Raw genomic sequence first — 16,284 nt, forward strand, 5'->3', positions numbered from 1 at the left:
CAGGGACGCCCGATTCCACTTTCCATCGCGCGTGCGATGGGAAGGAACGTCGCGGCGCGACCACGAACGGACGGGAGGCCCGGTGCCAGCTGGCACCGGGCCTCCCGTCCTGGGGGCATCGGCAGTCCACGGCGAACGCTACAGTTCCCCTGTGGCGGGGGAGGCAGCACAGCGCGGACCGGCGACGGTGATCCGTGCCGGCGCGCTCGTCGACGCCGGTCGACCGGAACAGGCACTCGCCGAGGTCAGGGCGGCCGAACACGACGAAGGCGAATCGATCGCCGGACAGCGCGTACGCGCCCTGGCGCTGCTCGCGCTCGACCAGCCGGACGCGGCGTGCGAAGCTGCTCGACGAGCGGTCGCTCTCGCGCCGGGTGACAGTACCTCCCTCCGCGTGCTGTCGACCGCCCTGCTCCGCTCTGGGGACCGGATCGGAGCCGTCGAGGCCGCCCGTCGTTCGGTCGCCGCGGACCCGGGATCGTGGCAGGCGCACGCTGCGCGAGTCGATGCCCTCTGGCTCGGCGAGCAGAACCGCTTGGAGGCGATGCGGGCGAGCTTCGAAGCCGTGCGCCTGGCTCCCACCGAACCGTTCGTGCACCGCCAGCACGGCGACCTCCTGCTCGCCGTCGGACGGCAACGGGAAGCGCAGGAGGCGTACCGCCGGGGGCTCGCGCTCGCTCCGGAGGACCGAGGGGCACGGCACAACCTGGCGGTGGCACGGCTGCGGCACGGCCACGAGAGCGAGTCCGCGCTGGCCTTCGCGGGCATCCTGTCGACGAACCCGACGGACGCCACAGCACTGCGGAACCTCATGATCGGCGTCGTCAACCCACTCGCCCGCATCAGGGTGGCCCTCGGCGGCGCGGCAGTGATCACCGCCCTCGGCTTCCTGGCGACGATCGACAGCGGGGATCCGGGGATGGAGCGCTGGGCGACCACCTTCCCGCCGGTGACCGCCCTCGCCGTGATCGCCTTCATCGCCCTCCGGTTCACCTCCGAGGCACGGCCTCGCCTCGCCTTCCTCGTCTCGGTCGCTCGACGAGCGGTACCGGGTTGGGGACTCGTGACGCTGGTCCTCGGTGGAGCAACCGCGATCTCGGCGACCGGGCTGTTCCTCCCACCGGTCGCCGCGCTCGTCGCGCAGGGTCTCGTGTTCGTCGGGGTCGTCATCGCGTCCGTCCTGATGAAGCGCATCCTGCGCGCCTTCCCGAGGACCCGCCCAGCGGTGCACGAGGACGACGATGACGACGGGTGACGAGCTCGCCCTCGCGACCGAACTGCGCCTGGCCTGACGCCGCGTCGCGCGACACCACCGAACCGACCGCTCCGAGAGGACTCCCGATGAACGACGACCCGGTCCACGACGACCCGGTGATCGGCGCGCTCCGACGCGCGGTCGACAGCGCACCCCACGACGTCGCACTGCGTGTCCACCTCGGTCGTCTGCTCCTCGAAGCCGGACGTCCGGCTGAGGCGACCGCCGAAGCGGCAGCCGCACTCGCCATCGCGCCGACCGACGCCGCGGCGGGCGCGCTCATGCTGGCGGTGCTGCGCCCGGGTGCCGCCACGGCACGCCCCGCGGACGCGCCGACCGACGCTCCCGCCGCTGGTGCACCGTCCGACTTCGACTGGCACGCCGCGGAACAGCAGGTCGAGCACATCGTCGAACCGTCCTTCGTCGAGGACTCGGCTCCCGATCCGGACCTGCCGTCGGCGTTCTCGGTCGAGCCGTCGGAGGTCCGGTTCGGGGACGTGGGCGGGATGGAGGCCGTCAAGCAGCGGCTCACCGTCGCGTTCCTCGCCCCGCTCGCGAACCCCGAGCTCCGGGCGTTGTACGGCAAGAGCCTCCGCGGCGGTCTGCTGCTGTACGGCCCTCCGGGGTGCGGGAAGACGTTCATCGCCCGGGCTGTCGCCGGCGAGCTCGGCGCACGCTTCATGAGCGTCTCCATCACCGACGTCCTCGACCCCTACCTCGGCGCGAGCGAGCAGAACATCAGGGCGGTCTTCGAGGCCGCACGCGCCGCGGCTCCATGCGTGGTGTTCTTCGACGAGGTCGACGCGCTCGGCCAGCGACGGAGCCAGACCCGCAGCTCGCACGTGCGCGGGATGGTGAACCAGCTGCTCACCGAACTCGACGGCGTCGACGGCGGGAACGAGGGCGTGTTCGTGCTGGCTGCGACGAACCAGCCGTGGGACGTCGACCCCGCGCTCCGTCGTCCGGGTCGGCTGGACCGGACGGTGCTCGTCCTGCCGCCGGACGCCCCGGCACGCGAAGCGATCTTCCGCGGGCACCTCCGCGACCGACCGGTCGAGGGCATCGACCCCGCAGCGCTCGCCAAGCGGACCGAGGGCTTCTCCGGTGCGGACATCGCCTACGTGTGCGAGGTCGCCGCCGAGCACGCGCTCATGGACAGCATCACGACGGGCACTGCACGGCTCATCGGGATGCCGGATCTGCTCGCCGCCCTGGGTGAGGTCCGGCCCTCCACGAGCGCCTGGCTCGAGACGGCTCGGAGCGTCGTCCTGTTCGGCGAGGACGACGGGACGTACGCCGACCTGCGGGCGTACCTCAAGAAGTCCAAGCGCTGAGTGACGGACGGGAGGCCCGGTGCCAGCTGGCACCGGGCCTCCCGTCCTGGGGTCGCGACTAGCGGCCCAAGAACTTCTGCAGCGACGCGAGCTCTTCCTCGGTCGGTGCCTTGCCGCCCTTGGCACCTCCGAGGCCGAGGCCGGACCCCTGCGGGGCCTGCTGCGGCGCAGCCGCCGCGCCGGCAGCCAAGGCCGCGCGCTTGGCGGGGTTGCCCACCTTCGACTTCTTCTTGCCGCCCTGCTGCTGCTTCTTGCCGCCGTGCATGCCCGGGATCGGACCCATGCCCGGCATCTGCGGCACGCCACCGCGGGCGACGGTCTTCATCATCTTGGCGGCCTGCTCGAAGCGGTTGACCAGCGCGTTGACCTCGGTGACCGTCGAGCCGGCACCGCGCGCGATGCGCAGACGGCGCGAACCGTTCAGGAGCTTCGGGAGCTCACGCTCCTGGGGCGTCATCGACTGGATGATCGCCTCGGTGCGGACGATCTCGCGCTCGTCGAAGTTGTCGAGCGCCTCGCGCATGCCCTTCGCTCCCGGGAGCATGCCGAGCATGCCCTTGATGGAGCCGGCCTTGCGGAGCTGCTGCATCTGCTGCAGGAAGTCGTTCAGCGTGAAGTTGTCGGTCGCGATCTTGTCCGCGACCTTGCGCGCCTCTTCCTCGTCGAAGGCGCCCTGCGCCTGCTCGATGAGGGACAGGATGTCGCCGAGGTCGAGGATGCGGCTCGCCATGCGGTCCGGGTGGAACGGCTCGAAGTCGTCGAGCGACTCACCCGTCGACGCGAACATGATCGGGCGGCCGGTCACGCTGGCCACCGACAGGGCCGCACCACCGCGGGCGTCACCGTCGAGCTTGGAGAGCACGACACCGGTGAAGTCGACGCCTTCCTGGAACGCACGGGCCGTGTTGACGGCGTCCTGACCGATCATCGCGTCGATGACGAACAGGACCTCGTCCGGGTCGACGGCCTTGCGGATGTTCGCGGCCTGCTTCATCAGCTCGGCATCGACACCGAGACGACCTGCGGTGTCCACGATGACGGTGTCGTACTGCTGGTCGATCGCGGCCTTGATGGCGTTCTTGGCGACCTTGACCGGGTCGCCGACACCGTTGCCGGGCTCGGGCGCGAACACGTGCACGCCGGCCTGCTCGCCGACGACCTGCAGCTGCTGCACGGCGTTCGGACGCTGGAAGTCCGCCGCGACGAGCATCGGGGTGTGGCCGTCCTTCTTGAGCCACTTGCCGAGCTTGCCCGCGAGGGTGGTCTTACCGGCACCCTGCAGACCCGCGAGCATGATGACCGTCGGCGGCTTCTTCGCGAACTCGAGCCGTCGCTGCTGCCCGCCCAGGATGCCGACGAGTTCCTCGTTGACGATCTGGACGACCTGCTGCGCCGGGTTGAGCGCGCGGTTGACCTCGTCGGAGAGGGCACGCTCGCGCACCGATGCGGTGAACGCCTTGACGACCTCGAGCGCGACGTCGGCGTCGAGGAGCGCCCGCCGGATCTCGCGGACGGTGCCGTCGACGTCGGACGGAGTCAGCCGACCCTTGCTCCGCAGATTGCGGAAGGTCTCGGTCAGCCGATCGGAGAGTGAACCGAATTGCGCCATGATCCGTCGATTCTACAAGGCTCCCGCCGACGACACCGGCCCGTTCACCGCAGGAGGACACCCTCGGTCAGTTCGAGCGGCGCCCCGAGCCCCACGTCGATGACCACCGGGGCGCTCGACGGGCTCCGGTCACCGGTCGGGAACCAGCGCCGGTCGGGCGACACCAGGATCACGAGACCGTCCACGTCGCCCACCGCCGCGAACGACTCCCCCGGCGGGTTGGCGTACGGCTCGAGACCGGCGCGTCGCAGGGCCTCGACGGCGCCGAGGACGTCGGGGACGGGGACGCCGACCTCGCTGACGGAGACGAGCGGGACGGCCGTGTTCTCACCCACGTCTACGGGCAGGTCCCGCCGCTCGATGAGCTCGAGGAGCTGCTGGTCGGGCCCCTCGAAGTAGACCGACCGCGAGTTCCAGTTCGGCGGCCCCTCGAACTCGTCCTGGTCGTCCGTGCCGAGCACCGTCGTCAGTCCGGCAATCCAAGCCTTGGCCGCTTCGAACGTCCCCGTGGGGATGGTCATCGCCAGGTGCAGGGCGCCGGTCATCTCGGGCAGTTCGCGGAACACGAGGAGCGACGACCCCACCACGATGCGCACCGTGGCGTCGACGATCTCGACCGGACACCCCAGTCGTTCGTAGAACCGGGCGGTGTCGGCGAGCGATCGGGTGGCGAGCTGTACCTGTCGGATGTCCATGTCCTCATCGGACCATCTCAACCATTGTTGAGGTCAAGCACCCGGTTGTTGGACGCCGTCCAGAAACTGTCGTACGCTCGCCGCATGCCGGAACTCGAGATCGTCCGCCACCACGGCCTGCTCGACTACGCGGACGGCCTCGCCCTGCAGCGGGACCTGCACGCCGACGTCGTCGCCGGCCGCTCCCCCGGGGCCCTCGTCCTCTGCGAGCACCCGTCCGTGTACACCGCCGGACGCCGCACCGAACCGTCCGACCTGCCGACGAACGGCGCCCCGGTCATCGACACCGACCGTGGCGGACGCATCACCTGGCACGGGCCGGGGCAACTGGTCGCCTACCCGATCGTCCGGCTCGCCGAACCCCTCGATGTCGTCGCCTGGGTGCGCGACCTGGAGCAGGTCGTCATCGACGCCGCGGCCGCAGTCGGGGTGCACGCCGAACGGGTCGCGGGTCGCAGCGGCGCCTGGGTGCCAGGCACGGACGGCTCCCCCGCCGCCAAGGTCGGCGCGATCGGCCTGCACGTCGCCGAGGGCGTGACGAGCCACGGCATCGCGATCAACTGCGACAACGCCCTCGACGCCTACGCCGCGATCGTCCCGTGCGGCATCGCGGACGCCGGGGTCACGACGCTGAGCGCCGCCGCGGCGCACGTGGGGCTCGCTCCCGTGACCGTCGGCGACCTCGCACCCCTGGTCGCAGAGCGCGTCCAACAGGCCGTCGACGGCATGCACAGCGGCCACGGGATCAGCACGACGGCCCCCAGCACCAGCACGAGCCCCAGCACCAGCACCGCGTCCGCCCGACAGGAGACCCTCGTATGACCCTCGCCCCCGAAGGCCGCCGCATGCTCCGGGTCGAGGCCCGGAACGCCGAGACCCCGATCGAGACGAAGCCCGCGTGGATCAAGACCCGTGCCACGCAGGGTCCGGAGTTCCGCGAGCTGTCGAGCCTGGTGCGCGACAAGCAGCTGCACACCGTCTGCCAGGAGGCCGGGTGCCCGAACATCTTCGAGTGCTGGGAAGACCGCGAGGCCACCTTCCTGATCGGCGGCTCGCAGTGCACCCGTCGCTGCGACTTCTGCCAGATCGACACCGGCAAGCCGGAACCGCTCGACCGCGACGAGCCCCGCCGGGTCGCGGACTCCGTGGCGGAGATGGGGCTGCGGTACGCGACCGTGACCGGCGTCGCCCGCGACGACCTGCCCGACGGCGGCTCCTGGCTCTACGCCGAGACCATCCGGGCGATCCACGAACACTCCCCCGGCACCGGCGTCGAGATCCTGGTGCCGGACTTCAACGGGCGACCGGACCAGCTCGGCCCGGTGTTCGACGCCCGCCCCGAGGTCTTCGCCCACAACGTCGAGACCGTCCCGCGGATCTTCAAGCGGATCCGGCCGGCGTTCACGTTCGAACGCTCCCTCGACGTCATCACCCAGGGCCGCGACGCCGGACTGGTCACGAAGTCGAACCTGATCCTCGGCATGGGCGAAGAGCGCATCGAGATCGAGGACGCCCTGCAGCGCCTGTTCGACGCGGGCACGGACATCATCACGCTGACGCAGTACCTCCGCCCGTCGCCCCGGCACCTGCCGGTCGCGCGCTGGGTCAAGCCGGAGGAGTTCGTCGAGCTCCGCCAGGTCGCCGAGCAGATGGGCTTCGCCGGAGTGCTCGCCGGACCGCTGGTCCGGTCGTCGTACCGGGCGGGCCGGCTCTGGGCACGGGCGACGGTGGCCCGCGGCGGCTCGGTTCCCGAGCACCTGGCCCACCTGCTCGACGCGACCCCTGGTCGCCAGGCCGTCTGACGCTCCGGACGACACCCGGACAGACGGGAGGCGCGGTGCCAGCTGGCACCGCGCCTCCTGTCCGTCAGGTGGTGACGACTACTTCGCGTCGGCCTCGACCGACTCCTTCGGCTCGCCCGACGGGGTGAGCCCGCGCTCCTGGCGGCGCTTCGAGACCACCAGCGACGCGGTCGTGGCGACCGCGATCGTCAGCGCGATGAAGCCCAGCGAGAACCAGATCGGGATCTCCGGCGCCCACTCGATGTGCTCGCCCCCGTTGATGAAGGGGAGCTCGTTGACGTGCATGGCGTGGAAGACGAGCTTCACACCGATGAACGCCAGGATGACGGCCAGGCCCTGACCCAGGTAGATGAGGCGCTCGAGCAGCCCGGCGATCAGGAAGTACAGCTGCCGGAGACCGAGCAGCGAGAACGCGTTCGCCGTGAACACGATGAAGGCGTCCTGCGTCAGCCCGAAGATCGCGGGGATCGAGTCGAGCGCGAACAGCACGTCGGTCAGGCCGATGGCGACCATGACGAGCAGCATCGGGGTGAACAGCCGCTTGCCGTCGACGCGGGTGGTCAGACGGTCGCCGTCGTAGTGGTCCGAGGTCGGGATGATGCGCTTGAGGATCCGGATGAGCCGGGATTCGCCCTCGCTGCCGTGGTCGTTGCCACTGCGGGCCTGCGACCAGGCGAGCCAGAACAGCAGCGCACCGAACAGGTAGAAGACCCACGAGAAGTTCTCGATGATCGTGACGCCGAGGGCGATGAACACACCGCGGGCGACGAGCGCGATCGCGACGCCGACCAGCAGGACCTTCTGCTGGAACTCCTTCGGCACGGCGAAGCTCGACATGATGATGAGGAAGACGAAGAGGTTGTCGACCGACAACGCCTTCTCGGTCAGCCAGCCGGCGAAGTACTCGCCACCGGCCTGCCCGCCGCCGAACACCAGGATGCCGATGCCGAACAGGATCGCCAGCCCGATGTAGAAGGCCGACCAGAACGCGGATTCGCGGATGTGGGGCACGTGCGGCGTGCGGACGTGCGAGTAGAAGTCGAACACCAGCAGCGCGAGGATGCCGGCGATCGTGATGAGCCAGACGAAGAGTGGGACGTCCACGGTTTCCTTCAGGTAGGGCGCGCCGCTGATGTGTGGGTACGCCGAGGCCTGAAGGTCTCTTCCGTCGCTCGGCACCGGAACCGGTGCCGCACGACCGGCGCCCCGGGGCCGGATCGTTCCGGACCGTACTGACGGGGTCACCGAGAGGGAATACTCCCCTTCGTGATCCCGAGCATACCGGGCACAGCGGACATGTGCCGCGCTCTAAGCTGGGAGCATGGCGAGTTCTTGGTCACTGTCCACACGGCTGCGCGGCCTCTTCCAGCGCAAGACGATCGACGAGACCACGTGGGAGGACCTCGAGACCGCCCTCATCGGCGCCGACTTCGGGCCCGACATCTCCGAGGAGATCATCGAGGACCTGCACGCCCGCGTCGACCGGTACGGCACGACCGACCCCGCCGACCTGCAGCGCATGCTCCGCGAGGTCCTCGAGGAACGGCTCTCGAAGCTCGACACCACCCTGAAGCTCAGCGCGCGGCCCGCCGTGGTGCTCGTCGTCGGGGTGAACGGCGTCGGCAAGACCACGACGATCGGCAAGTTCGCCAAGTTCCTGAAGACCTACGACCGCACGGTGCTCGTCGGGGCGGCGGACACGTTCCGCGCCGCGGCGGTCGAGCAGGTCGCCACCTGGGCCCAGCGCGCCGGGGTCGACGTCGTCCGTCCGTCGCAGCCCGGGCAGGACCCGGCGTCGGTGGCGTACCAGACCGTCGAGAAGGCGATCCGCGACCAGACCGAGATCGTCGTCATCGACACCGCCGGGCGCCTGCACACCAAGGCCGGCCTGATGGACGAACTCACCAAGATCAAGCGCGTGGTCGAGAAGCAGACCGAGATCAGCGAGGTCCTGCTCGTCCTCGACGCGACGACGGGCCAGAATGGCCTCGCACAGGCTCACGCCTTCATCGAGGGTGCCGGTGTGACCGGCCTCGTCATCACGAAGCTCGACGGCTCGGCAAAGGCCGGGTTCGTGCTGAGCGTGCAGGAGAAGACCGGCATCCCGATCAAGCTCATCGGGCAGGGCGAGGGCATCAACGACCTCACGGGCTTCACCCCGCACGTGTTCGTGCAGAACCTCGTCGGCTGAGCGAAGGCGGCCACGTCGGCTGAGCGAACGCGTCGGCACGCCGAGGAGTAGCGTCCCTGACGGTCCGGGCATCTGCTCGGTCTCGTTCCAGGGATAGGAGACCCTCATGCCCGCACTGCTGATCATCGCGATCATCGTCGGCCTCGTCCTGCTCTTCAGCGGCATCTTCGTCGGTGCGCTGAAGTTCCTGCTCTGGGTGGGCATCGTGCTCATCCTGCTGGCGGTCATCGGCTGGCTGCTCCGGACGATCCGCGGTCGCGCGTAGCGACCCGGCGTCCTGTCCGGACGCACCTGACAGAACGGGAGGCGCGGTGCCAGCTGGCACCGCGCCTCCCGTCTGTCGTGGTGACGTGCACGGCTCTCCGAAAGCGACAGATCTCGGTACCGGCCCAAGGTGATCCCCGCGAAAGCGACAGATCGCCGCGAACTGTCGGCGCAGATCTGTCGCTTTCGCGGAACGGGGTGCGAAGCTCGGGCGCCTAGGCGACCGCGTCCGCCGGCTCGCGCTTCTGCACCCGCTGGCCGACGACAGCGGAGACGCCGTCTTGCCGCATCGACACCCCGTACAGGGCGTCGGCGATCTCCATCGTCCGCTTCTGGTGCGTGATGACGATGAGCTGGGACGACTCGCGGAGCCGCTCGAACACCGTCAGCAGGCGGCCGAGGTTGGCGTCGTCGAGTGCCGCCTCGACCTCGTCCATGATGTAGAACGGCGACGGCCGAGCGGTGAAGATCGCGACGAGGAGCGCCACCGCCGCCAGGGACCGCTCGCCGCCGGACAGCAGGGTCAGGCGGTCGATCTTCTTACCGGCGGGCTTCACCTGCACGTCGATCCCGGTGCCGAGCAGGTCGGTCGGGTCGGTCAGGTTGATCGACCCCGAGCCGCCCGGGAACAGGATCGGGAAGATGACGTCGAACGCTTCCTTCGTGTCGTTGAACGCGGACTCGAAGATCGTCTGCATCTTCGTGTCGAGCTCGTCGATGATCGTCAGCAGGTCCGTCCGGGTCTTCTGCAGGTCCTCGAGCTGCTCGGCGAGGAACGCGTGCCGCTGCTCGAGCGCCTGGAACTCCTCGAGCGCGAGCGGGTTCACCTTGCCGAGCTGTCCGAGGTCGCGCTCGGCGGCCTTGAGTCGGCGCTCCTGATCGGCACGGACGTAGGGCACGGTCTCGACGTCGGCCGGGTCGACCTCGTCGGACGTGTCGAACTCGGGCAGGGCCGGGCCGCCGGGCAGCGTGGACTCGGCGTTGACGAGGGCCAGGTCGTCGGTGCTCGTCTCGGCGTCTTCGTCTGCATGCGCGTCCGTGTCGGTGTCCGCGCGGTCCGGCTCGGTCACGCCCGCGGCTTCGGCCGCGGCAGCCGCCGCTGCGCGCTCCGCCTCGCGGTGCTTCCGCGCGCGCACCCGCGGGTCCACGAGCACGTCGACCGGCACGGGGACGTGCGGCCCGTACTCGGCCACCAGCACTGCTTCCGTCAGCCCGAGCTCGCTCTGCGCCCGGTCGAGGACGCCGGACACGTGCAGCTTCTTCTCGTAGATCTCCATCTCGAGCGAGTGCACGCCGTCGGTGATCGTCTGCAGGCGGTCGCGGAGTTCGCGCTCCTCGTTGCGGATCGTCTGCAGCTCGGTGTTGCGCTTCGACCGCTCGGCTTCCTCCGTCGCCAGCTGCACCCGCGCTTCGGCCAGCGAACGGTCGACCGCACCGAGCACCCCGGGCAGGTCGGCGAGCACGGCTTCCGCGGTCCGGATCTGGCCGCGTCGGATGACGGCGAGCCGGGCGGCCTCCTCGGCGGCGGCGCGCTCCGCCTCGAGCTGGCGTTCGAGCTGGTCGGCGCGGTTCCGTTCGGCGCGCACCCGCTCGCGCACGGTCTCGACCTGGATCCGCTGCTCGACCTCGGCCGCACGTGCGGCTTCGAGCGCGTCCTGCAGCGCGGGACGCTCAGACGCGTCGACCACGGGACGCTCCTGCTCGGTGAAGGCCCGGTGCGCCGACTCGGCCTCGGCCAGCACCGCCTCGGCGGTCTCGACGGCGCCGTCGGTCTCGGCCAGCGCGGCACGCAGCCGTTCGACCTCGGCCGCGGCGTTCTCCGCCTTCGCCCGCGTCGACGCACTCGTGCGGTCGTACTCGGCCTTCGCCCGCGTGTACGCGCGGGATGCTGCGTCGGCCTCGTCCGCACGGCGGCGTGCGTCCTCGACGGCACTGCGTGCGGCCTGGAGGCCCGTGGCCGCGTCCTCGGCGTCGGTCGCGATCGCGTCGCGGCGCGTCACGGCGTCGTCGCGCTCCGCGACGAGCTCGATGCGCGAGGTCACGCGCTCCCCGCCGCCGGTCACGCGGACCGCGCGGACGAGGTCGCCGGACCGCGTGACCACCGTGGCGTGCGGGGCGGCCGTGAGCACCGCCTCCAGGTCGAGGTCGTCGGTCTCCGCGACCAGCGTGTCCCGCAGGATCGACGCGAGCGCCGGCGGTCCCTGCACCAGGTCCGTGGCACGGCGGACGCCGGTCGGCAGGGTCTCGGGCAGGGCGGTGGTGACGGCTGCGGCATCCGCGACGACGACGTCGATCCGGCCGAGGTCAGCAGCGCGGGCGTGGTCGACGGCGTCGAGCGCCGCACCGCGGTCGTCGGCGAGGACGGCGTCGGCGAGTCCCTCGAGCGCGGTGGCGATCGCGGCCTCGAACCCGGGCGAGACCGTCAGGCTGTCGGCCAGGCGACCGACGATGCCCGCGCGACCGGCGTCGATCAGGGCCTGCGAACCGTCGCGGACCTCGATCGACATGCCGAGCGCGGCGACCCGGGCGTCGAGGGCGTCCCGCTCGCGTTCGAGGGCGTGGAGGCGGTCGCGCTGCTCGTCGCGCGAGGTCTGGGCCCGTTCGAGCTCGGCGCGCGCCTGCTCCAGGGTCTGCGCGAGCGCGGTCTCGTCGACGCCCTCGGACGGGTCGACACCGAGTTCGGCGAGGGCCGCCGCGGCACGCTCGGCACGCTCGCCCGCCTCGGCCAGAGCCCGCTCCCGCCGCTCGCGGTCGGCGACGGCGGAACCGCGCTTCGACCGGGCGACGTCGACGGCGCTGGCGAGCCGCTGCGCCTCGAGGTCGTGCTGCGAGACCCGGGCTGCCTGGGCGGCGATGCGTTCGTCGAGGGCGTCCAGCGAGGCGCGTGCGTCCTGCACCGCGCGGGCGGTCGTCGCCGAGCCGCCCTGCATCTCGTCGGCGCGGGCGGCGAGGCGGTCGGCCTCGGCACGGACCCCGGCGACCTGCTCCTGGGTGACGGTGGGCCCCTGCTGCGGGGCGTCGGCCTGCTGCGCGAGGAACATCAGGCGCTGGTTCGCCAGGCTCGACAGGCCACGGAGGCGCTCCTGCACGCTCTCGAGCCGGTGCACGACGGTGCGGGCACGGTCGACGTCGTCGCCGACCATGCTCTGCTCGACGTGCTGCTGGCGCACCCGGGTCTGGTCGAGCCGCTCGGTCAGGACGATGCGCTCGGACTTGCGGCCCGCCTCGACCTCCTGGTGGTCGTGCAGCTCGCGGCGCAGGCGCACCACGTCGTCGGCCAGGATGCGGGCCTTGGCGTCGCGGAAGACCGCGGCGACCGACTGGGCCTTGCGCGCGACCTCGGCCTGGCGCCCGAGGGGCTTCAGCTGCCGCCGGATCTCACCGGCCAGGTCGGACAGGCGGGTCAGGTTCGTCTGCATCGCGTCGAGCTTGCGGAGGGTCTTCTCCTTGCGACGGCGGTGCTTCAGGATCCCGGCGGCCTCCTCGATGAAGCCGCGGCGGTCCTCGGGGGTGGCGTGCAGCACCTTGTCGAGCTGCCCCTGCCCGACGATGACGTGCATCTCACGGCCGAGGCCGGTGTCGCTTAGCAGCTCCTGCACGTCGAGCAGGCGGCAGTTCTCGCCGTTGATGGCGTACTCGCTGCCACCGTTGCGGAACAGCGTGCGCGCGATCGTCACCTCGGAGTACTCGATCGGCAGCAGGCCGTCGCTGTTGTCGATGGTCAGCAGCACCTGGGCCCGACCGAGCGGGCCGCGGGTCGAGGTGCCGGCGAAGATGACGTCCTCCATCTTGCCGCCGCGCAGGGTCTTCGCCCCCTGCTCCCCCATCACCCAGGCCAGGGCGTCCACCACGTTCGACTTGCCGGAGCCGTTCGGGCCGACGATGCACGTCACGCCCGGCTCGAACGCGAACGTCGTCGGCTGCGCGAAGGACTTGAACCCCTTGATGGTCAGGCTCTTCAAGTACATGCGGTCTCCGGATGCTCTGGTTGGCGTCAGGCTAACGCGTGCGGGCGCGGGGACGGGGTTGGCACACGGGGCAGATGTGGCTCGACCGGTTCATGAAGGCCTCGCGCACGATCGTCGTGCCGCAGCGCGGGCACGGCTTCCCCTGCTGCCCGTAGACGTTCAGGCGCTGCGAGAAGTACCCGGACTGCCCGTTGACGTTGACGTACTGGGCGTCGAAGCTCGTGCCGCCGTCCTCGAGCGCCCGGCGCAGGATGGCACGGACCTCGTCGAGCAGCCGACGCAGGTCGGCACGGGTGAGGCGGTCGGCGGCGCGGTCGTAGTGCAGCTTCGCGGCCCAGAGCGACTCGTCGGCGTAGATGTTGCCGATGCCGCTCACGACGCCCTGGTCGAGCAGCACCCGCTTGATGCCGCTCGAACGCTTCCGTGCCATCGCGGTGAACCGGTCGTCGTCGAAGGCGGGGTCGAGCGGGTCACGGGCGATGTGCGACACCTGCCCGGGCACCCACCGACGCCACACGGCATCGGGGTCGATCGCGTCGACCTGCCCGCCGAACCCGGCGGGAGCACCGTCGATCGTCGGCACCATCGCGTCGATCGCCATCGAGCCGAACGTGCGCTGGTCGACGAACTCGAGTTCCACCGGGGGCTCCGCCGCACCCGAGCGGTCGGTGCCCGCGGGCTGCACGTCGATGAGGATCCGCCGGTGCTTGGCCGCCGGTCGACCACGGCCGAGCAGGATCTGCCCGCTCATGCCCAGGTGGGCGACGAGTGCCTCTGGGCGGTCCCCGTCGTGCTCGGGCTGCAGCGGCATCCAGAGGAACTTGCCCCGGCGGACCGCGGCGGCGATCGTGCGACCGGTCAGCCGGTCGGCGAAGTCCTCGGCAGGGCCGTCGTGCCGGGTGAGGGCACGGTCGTCGACCACGTCGACGTGCAGGACCCGCGCGCCGCTGACGGCGGGTTCGAGGCCGGCGCGGACGACCTCGACCTCGGGGAGTTCGGGCACGCGGTCAGGCCGCTCGGCCGGACAGCCGGGTCCAGGCGTCGAGCGCGGCGGCCATCTCGGCGGCCTTCTTGCTCGACCCGGTGCCGGTGGCGATGTCCTCGCCCTGCAGGACGACCGTCGCCATGAAGGTCTTGTCGTGGTCCGGGCCGGTCTCGGTGACGCGGTACGCCGGGTTGCCGAGCGAGCGGCTCGAGGCGAGCTCCTGCAGGCTCGTCTTCGGGTCCATCGCGGCGCCGAAGCGGTCCGGGTCGATCATGAGCGGTTCGACCAGGCGGAGCACGAGCTCGGTGGCCGGGTCGGGACCGGCCGACAGGTACGTCGCGCCGATGACGGCTTCGACGGTGTCGGCCAGGATCGACGACTTGTCGCGCCCGCCGGTCTGTTCCTCGCCCTTGCCGAGGCGCAGGTAGCGGCCGAGCCCGATCATCCGGGCGATCTCGGCCAGCGCCACGGTCGACACCAGGCTCGCTCGACGCTTGGCGAGGTCACCCTCGTCGAGGTCGGGGAACGACCGGTAGAGCTTCACGGTCACGGCCTGGCCGAGGATCGAGTCCCCGAGGAACTCGAGGCGCTCGTTGTGCTTGATGCCCCCGTGCTCGTAGGCGTAGGAGCGGTGCGTCAGGGCGAGCTGGAGCAGCTCGAGGTCGATGTCGGCCCCGAGGATGCCCTGCAGACGAACGACGTCCGGCCCCGCGGGGCGAGACCCCGCAGCGCCGGACGTTGTCGTCATGCGTTCGGTCCGATCAGACGTCGGCGACCTTGCGGCCCTTGTACTCCATGTACAGGGGCGTGCCGGCCGAGTCCTCGACGACCTTCGCGCGGTGCGGGAGGCTGTAGGTGACCTGACCGTTCTCGATCGTCTTCACGAGCTGGATCGGCGTGGCCTTCCACTGCGAACGACGGGCGTGCGTGTTCGCACGGGACTGCTTGCGCTTGGGAACGGCCATGGTGAATCTCTTTCGGTTGGTCGGTGGTCGGTACGGGGGCTGGCGGTGTCGGGACCTACTCGGTCTCGGCCCGCTCCTCGCCCTCGGTGGTCTTCGGTGCGGTGGTGTCACCGTCGGTGCTGTCGTCGAGCTCGATCGCGCTGAGCGCTGCCCAGCGGGGATCCAGCACCTGACGAGCGGGCTGCTCGCCGAGGTCGGCCAGACGCTCGCCCGTCACCGGGTCGAGTCCTGGGCAGTCCGGTCGGCAGACCGGCTGGAACGGCAGCGACAGCACCACCGCATCTCGAACGACCTGTTCGGTGTCCACGTGGTCATCGCGAACGAAGAAGTCGAAATCCTCCGAGGCATCATACGCGAACAGCTCGGCGAAATCGACCTCGATCGGTTCGCTGATGTCGATGAGGCAGCGCGAGCACTCCCCCGTGGCGTCGGCCGAAGCGTGTCCGGACACGAGGACGCCCTCGTGCAGGCCTTCGAGTTTGACGTCGATGTGCAGTTCGGCACCCTGTCGGACGCCGATCAGACCGGCCCCCATCGCGTCGGGCACCTCGATGTCGAGCGAGTGCTCGCGCATCTCACCCGGCCGGTGCGCGAGGTCGCGCACGCGCAGGGCGTAGGGGCTGTTCACGGGGGAAGACACGATCGACAAGCCTAGCGCGATCGGGGCCGAGAGTCGAGGTGGCGACAGGCGTGTCCGGACGCGGTGCCGCCCCGGGGACGCTCAGCGGGCCGCGAGCGCGTCGGCGACCGTCTTCGGCACGTAGGGCGTGACGTCACCGCCGAGGGACGACACCTGGCGGATCAGCGAGCTCGACACGTGCGCCCGCGACGCCTCGGGCAGCAGGAACACCGTCTCGACGTCGGCCAGGTGGCGGTTCATGATGGCCATCGGGGTCTCGTACGCGACGTCCTCGCCGGACCGCACGCCCTTCACCAGGACCTTCGCCCCGACCTGCCGGCAGTAGTCGACCAACAGCCCGGACGTCCACTCGCCGACCGTGACCGTCTCCGGCGCGCCGACCTCGACCAGCGAGTCCTTGATGAGCCGAACCCGGTCGACCGCCTCGAACATCGCCGGCTTCTTGTCGGGGTTGTGCACCACGAGGACGTGCACCTCGTCGAAGAGCCCGGCCGCGCGGCCGATGACGTCGAGGTGCCCGAGGGTGACGGGGTCGAAGGAACCGGGGACCACCGCGATCTGCGCCATGGCAGCGAC

General features: G+C 70.8%; 15 protein-coding genes. 6 read left to right on the top strand and 9 right to left on the bottom strand.

Translation table 11 applies throughout. The annotated features are described in order from the left end of the window. Positions 1-151: 151 nt before the first annotated feature. On the top strand, positions 152-1,255 hold the full coding sequence (locus DEJ01_RS14190) for a tetratricopeptide repeat protein (RefSeq protein ID WP_146247630.1): 1,104 nt from the start codon (positions 152-154) through the stop codon (positions 1,253-1,255). A gap of 86 nt (positions 1,256-1,341) precedes the next feature. After that, entirely contained in the window at positions 1,342-2,589 is a 1,248-nt protein-coding gene (locus DEJ01_RS14195; RefSeq protein ID WP_111093375.1) for a 26S protease regulatory subunit, read from the top strand. A gap of 58 nt (positions 2,590-2,647) precedes the next feature. Here the strand turns inward: DEJ01_RS14195 and ffh are convergent, their stop codons facing one another. Beyond that, positions 2,648-4,198: a signal recognition particle protein gene (gene ffh, locus DEJ01_RS14200; protein WP_111093376.1), complete on the bottom strand. Its 1,551-nt coding sequence runs from the start codon at positions 4,196-4,198 to the stop codon at positions 2,648-2,650. 44 nt (positions 4,199-4,242) lie between these two features. After that, positions 4,243-4,893: a VOC family protein gene (locus tag DEJ01_RS14205; protein ID WP_111093377.1), complete on the bottom strand. Its 651-nt coding sequence runs from the start codon at positions 4,891-4,893 to the stop codon at positions 4,243-4,245. Positions 4,894-4,977: 84 nt separating this feature from the next. On the opposite strand from DEJ01_RS14205, the gene lipB reads away from it, so the two are divergent. Continuing rightward, entirely contained in the window at positions 4,978-5,715 is a 738-nt protein-coding gene (gene lipB, locus DEJ01_RS14210) for a lipoyl(octanoyl) transferase LipB (RefSeq protein ID WP_111093378.1), read from the top strand. Then, positions 5,712-6,695 carry a lipoyl synthase gene (gene lipA / locus DEJ01_RS14215; protein WP_111029146.1) on the top strand — a complete coding sequence of 328 codons (984 nt, stop codon included), beginning with the start codon at positions 5,712-5,714 and terminating at the stop codon, positions 6,693-6,695. Before lipB ends, lipA begins: the two co-directional genes overlap by 4 nt. A 78-nt stretch (positions 6,696-6,773) precedes the next feature. Here lipA and DEJ01_RS14220 read toward each other — a convergent pair whose 3' ends face one another. Beyond that, on the bottom strand, positions 6,774-7,799 hold the full coding sequence (locus DEJ01_RS14220; protein ID WP_111093379.1) for a TerC family protein: 1,026 nt from the start codon (positions 7,797-7,799) through the stop codon (positions 6,774-6,776). A 217-nt stretch (positions 7,800-8,016) separates the two neighbouring features. Here DEJ01_RS14220 and ftsY point away from each other — a divergent pair, with 217 nt between their 5' ends. Beyond that, positions 8,017-8,886 (top strand): signal recognition particle-docking protein FtsY, encoded by an 870-nt coding sequence (gene ftsY, locus DEJ01_RS14225; RefSeq protein ID WP_111093380.1) that lies wholly within the window; start codon positions 8,017-8,019, stop codon positions 8,884-8,886. A gap of 106 nt (positions 8,887-8,992) precedes the next feature. Then, complete coding sequence (locus tag DEJ01_RS18235) at positions 8,993-9,151, top strand: hypothetical protein (protein ID WP_171907827.1); 159 nt, start codon at positions 8,993-8,995, stop codon at positions 9,149-9,151. Between the two features lie 214 nt (positions 9,152-9,365). Here the strand turns inward: DEJ01_RS18235 and DEJ01_RS14230 are convergent, their stop codons facing one another. The 6 genes from DEJ01_RS14230 to coaD all read right to left on the bottom strand — a co-directional run bounded on the left by DEJ01_RS14230 (position 9,366) and on the right by coaD (position 16,275). Next, positions 9,366-13,118: an AAA family ATPase gene (locus tag DEJ01_RS14230; RefSeq protein WP_111093381.1), complete on the bottom strand. Its 3,753-nt coding sequence runs from the start codon at positions 13,116-13,118 to the stop codon at positions 9,366-9,368. A 31-nt stretch (positions 13,119-13,149) separates the two neighbouring features. Then, the gene (mutM, locus tag DEJ01_RS14235; RefSeq protein ID WP_071405663.1) at positions 13,150-14,121 is read right to left on the bottom strand and encodes a bifunctional DNA-formamidopyrimidine glycosylase/DNA-(apurinic or apyrimidinic site) lyase; all 972 of its coding nucleotides are present in this window, start codon (positions 14,119-14,121) and stop codon (positions 13,150-13,152) included. 4 nt (positions 14,122-14,125) lie between these two features. Further along, positions 14,126-14,851 carry a ribonuclease III gene (gene rnc, locus DEJ01_RS14240; RefSeq protein ID WP_173034235.1) on the bottom strand — a complete coding sequence of 242 codons (726 nt, stop codon included), beginning with the start codon at positions 14,849-14,851 and terminating at the stop codon, positions 14,126-14,128. A 13-nt stretch (positions 14,852-14,864) separates the two neighbouring features. Continuing rightward, positions 14,865-15,068, bottom strand: coding sequence for a 50S ribosomal protein L32 (rpmF, locus tag DEJ01_RS14245; RefSeq protein ID WP_017888273.1), 204 nt, complete (start codon positions 15,066-15,068; stop codon positions 14,865-14,867). Between the two features lie 55 nt (positions 15,069-15,123). Then, entirely contained in the window at positions 15,124-15,696 is a 573-nt protein-coding gene (locus tag DEJ01_RS14250; protein ID WP_071405664.1) for a DUF177 domain-containing protein, read from the bottom strand. 93 nt (positions 15,697-15,789) lie between these two features. Beyond that, complete coding sequence (gene coaD, locus DEJ01_RS14255) at positions 15,790-16,275, bottom strand: pantetheine-phosphate adenylyltransferase (protein WP_110863963.1); 486 nt, start codon at positions 16,273-16,275, stop codon at positions 15,790-15,792. Positions 16,276-16,284 lie beyond the last annotated feature (9 nt).

Source organism: Curtobacterium sp. MCLR17_040 (genome assembly GCF_003234735.1).
Taxonomy (GTDB): domain Bacteria; phylum Actinomycetota; class Actinomycetes; order Actinomycetales; family Microbacteriaceae; genus Curtobacterium; species Curtobacterium flaccumfaciens.

Excerpts from the sequence above, each read along its gene's own strand:
- DEJ01_RS14205 (WP_111093377.1), bottom strand. The coding sequence starts at position 4,893 with ATGGACATCCGACAGGTACAGCTCGCCACCCGATCGCTCGCCGACACC.
- lipA (WP_111029146.1), top strand. The coding sequence starts at position 5,712 with ATGACCCTCGCCCCCGAAGGCCGCCGCATGCTCCGGGTCGAGGCCCGG.
- lipB (WP_111093378.1), top strand. The coding sequence starts at position 4,978 with ATGCCGGAACTCGAGATCGTCCGCCACCACGGCCTGCTCGACTACGCG.
- rpmF (WP_017888273.1), bottom strand. The coding sequence starts at position 15,068 with ATGGCCGTTCCCAAGCGCAAGCAGTCCCGTGCGAACACGCACGCCCGT.
- rnc (WP_173034235.1), bottom strand. The coding sequence starts at position 14,851 with ATGACGACAACGTCCGGCGCTGCGGGGTCTCGCCCCGCGGGGCCGGAC.
- ftsY (WP_111093380.1), top strand. The coding sequence starts at position 8,017 with ATGGCGAGTTCTTGGTCACTGTCCACACGGCTGCGCGGCCTCTTCCAG.
- DEJ01_RS18235 (WP_171907827.1), top strand. The coding sequence starts at position 8,993 with ATGCCCGCACTGCTGATCATCGCGATCATCGTCGGCCTCGTCCTGCTC.
- DEJ01_RS14195 (WP_111093375.1), top strand. The coding sequence starts at position 1,342 with ATGAACGACGACCCGGTCCACGACGACCCGGTGATCGGCGCGCTCCGA.
- ffh (WP_111093376.1), bottom strand. The coding sequence starts at position 4,198 with ATGGCGCAATTCGGTTCACTCTCCGATCGGCTGACCGAGACCTTCCGC.
- DEJ01_RS14230 (WP_111093381.1), bottom strand. The coding sequence starts at position 13,118 with ATGTACTTGAAGAGCCTGACCATCAAGGGGTTCAAGTCCTTCGCGCAG.
- coaD (WP_110863963.1), bottom strand. The coding sequence starts at position 16,275 with ATGGCGCAGATCGCGGTGGTCCCCGGTTCCTTCGACCCCGTCACCCTC.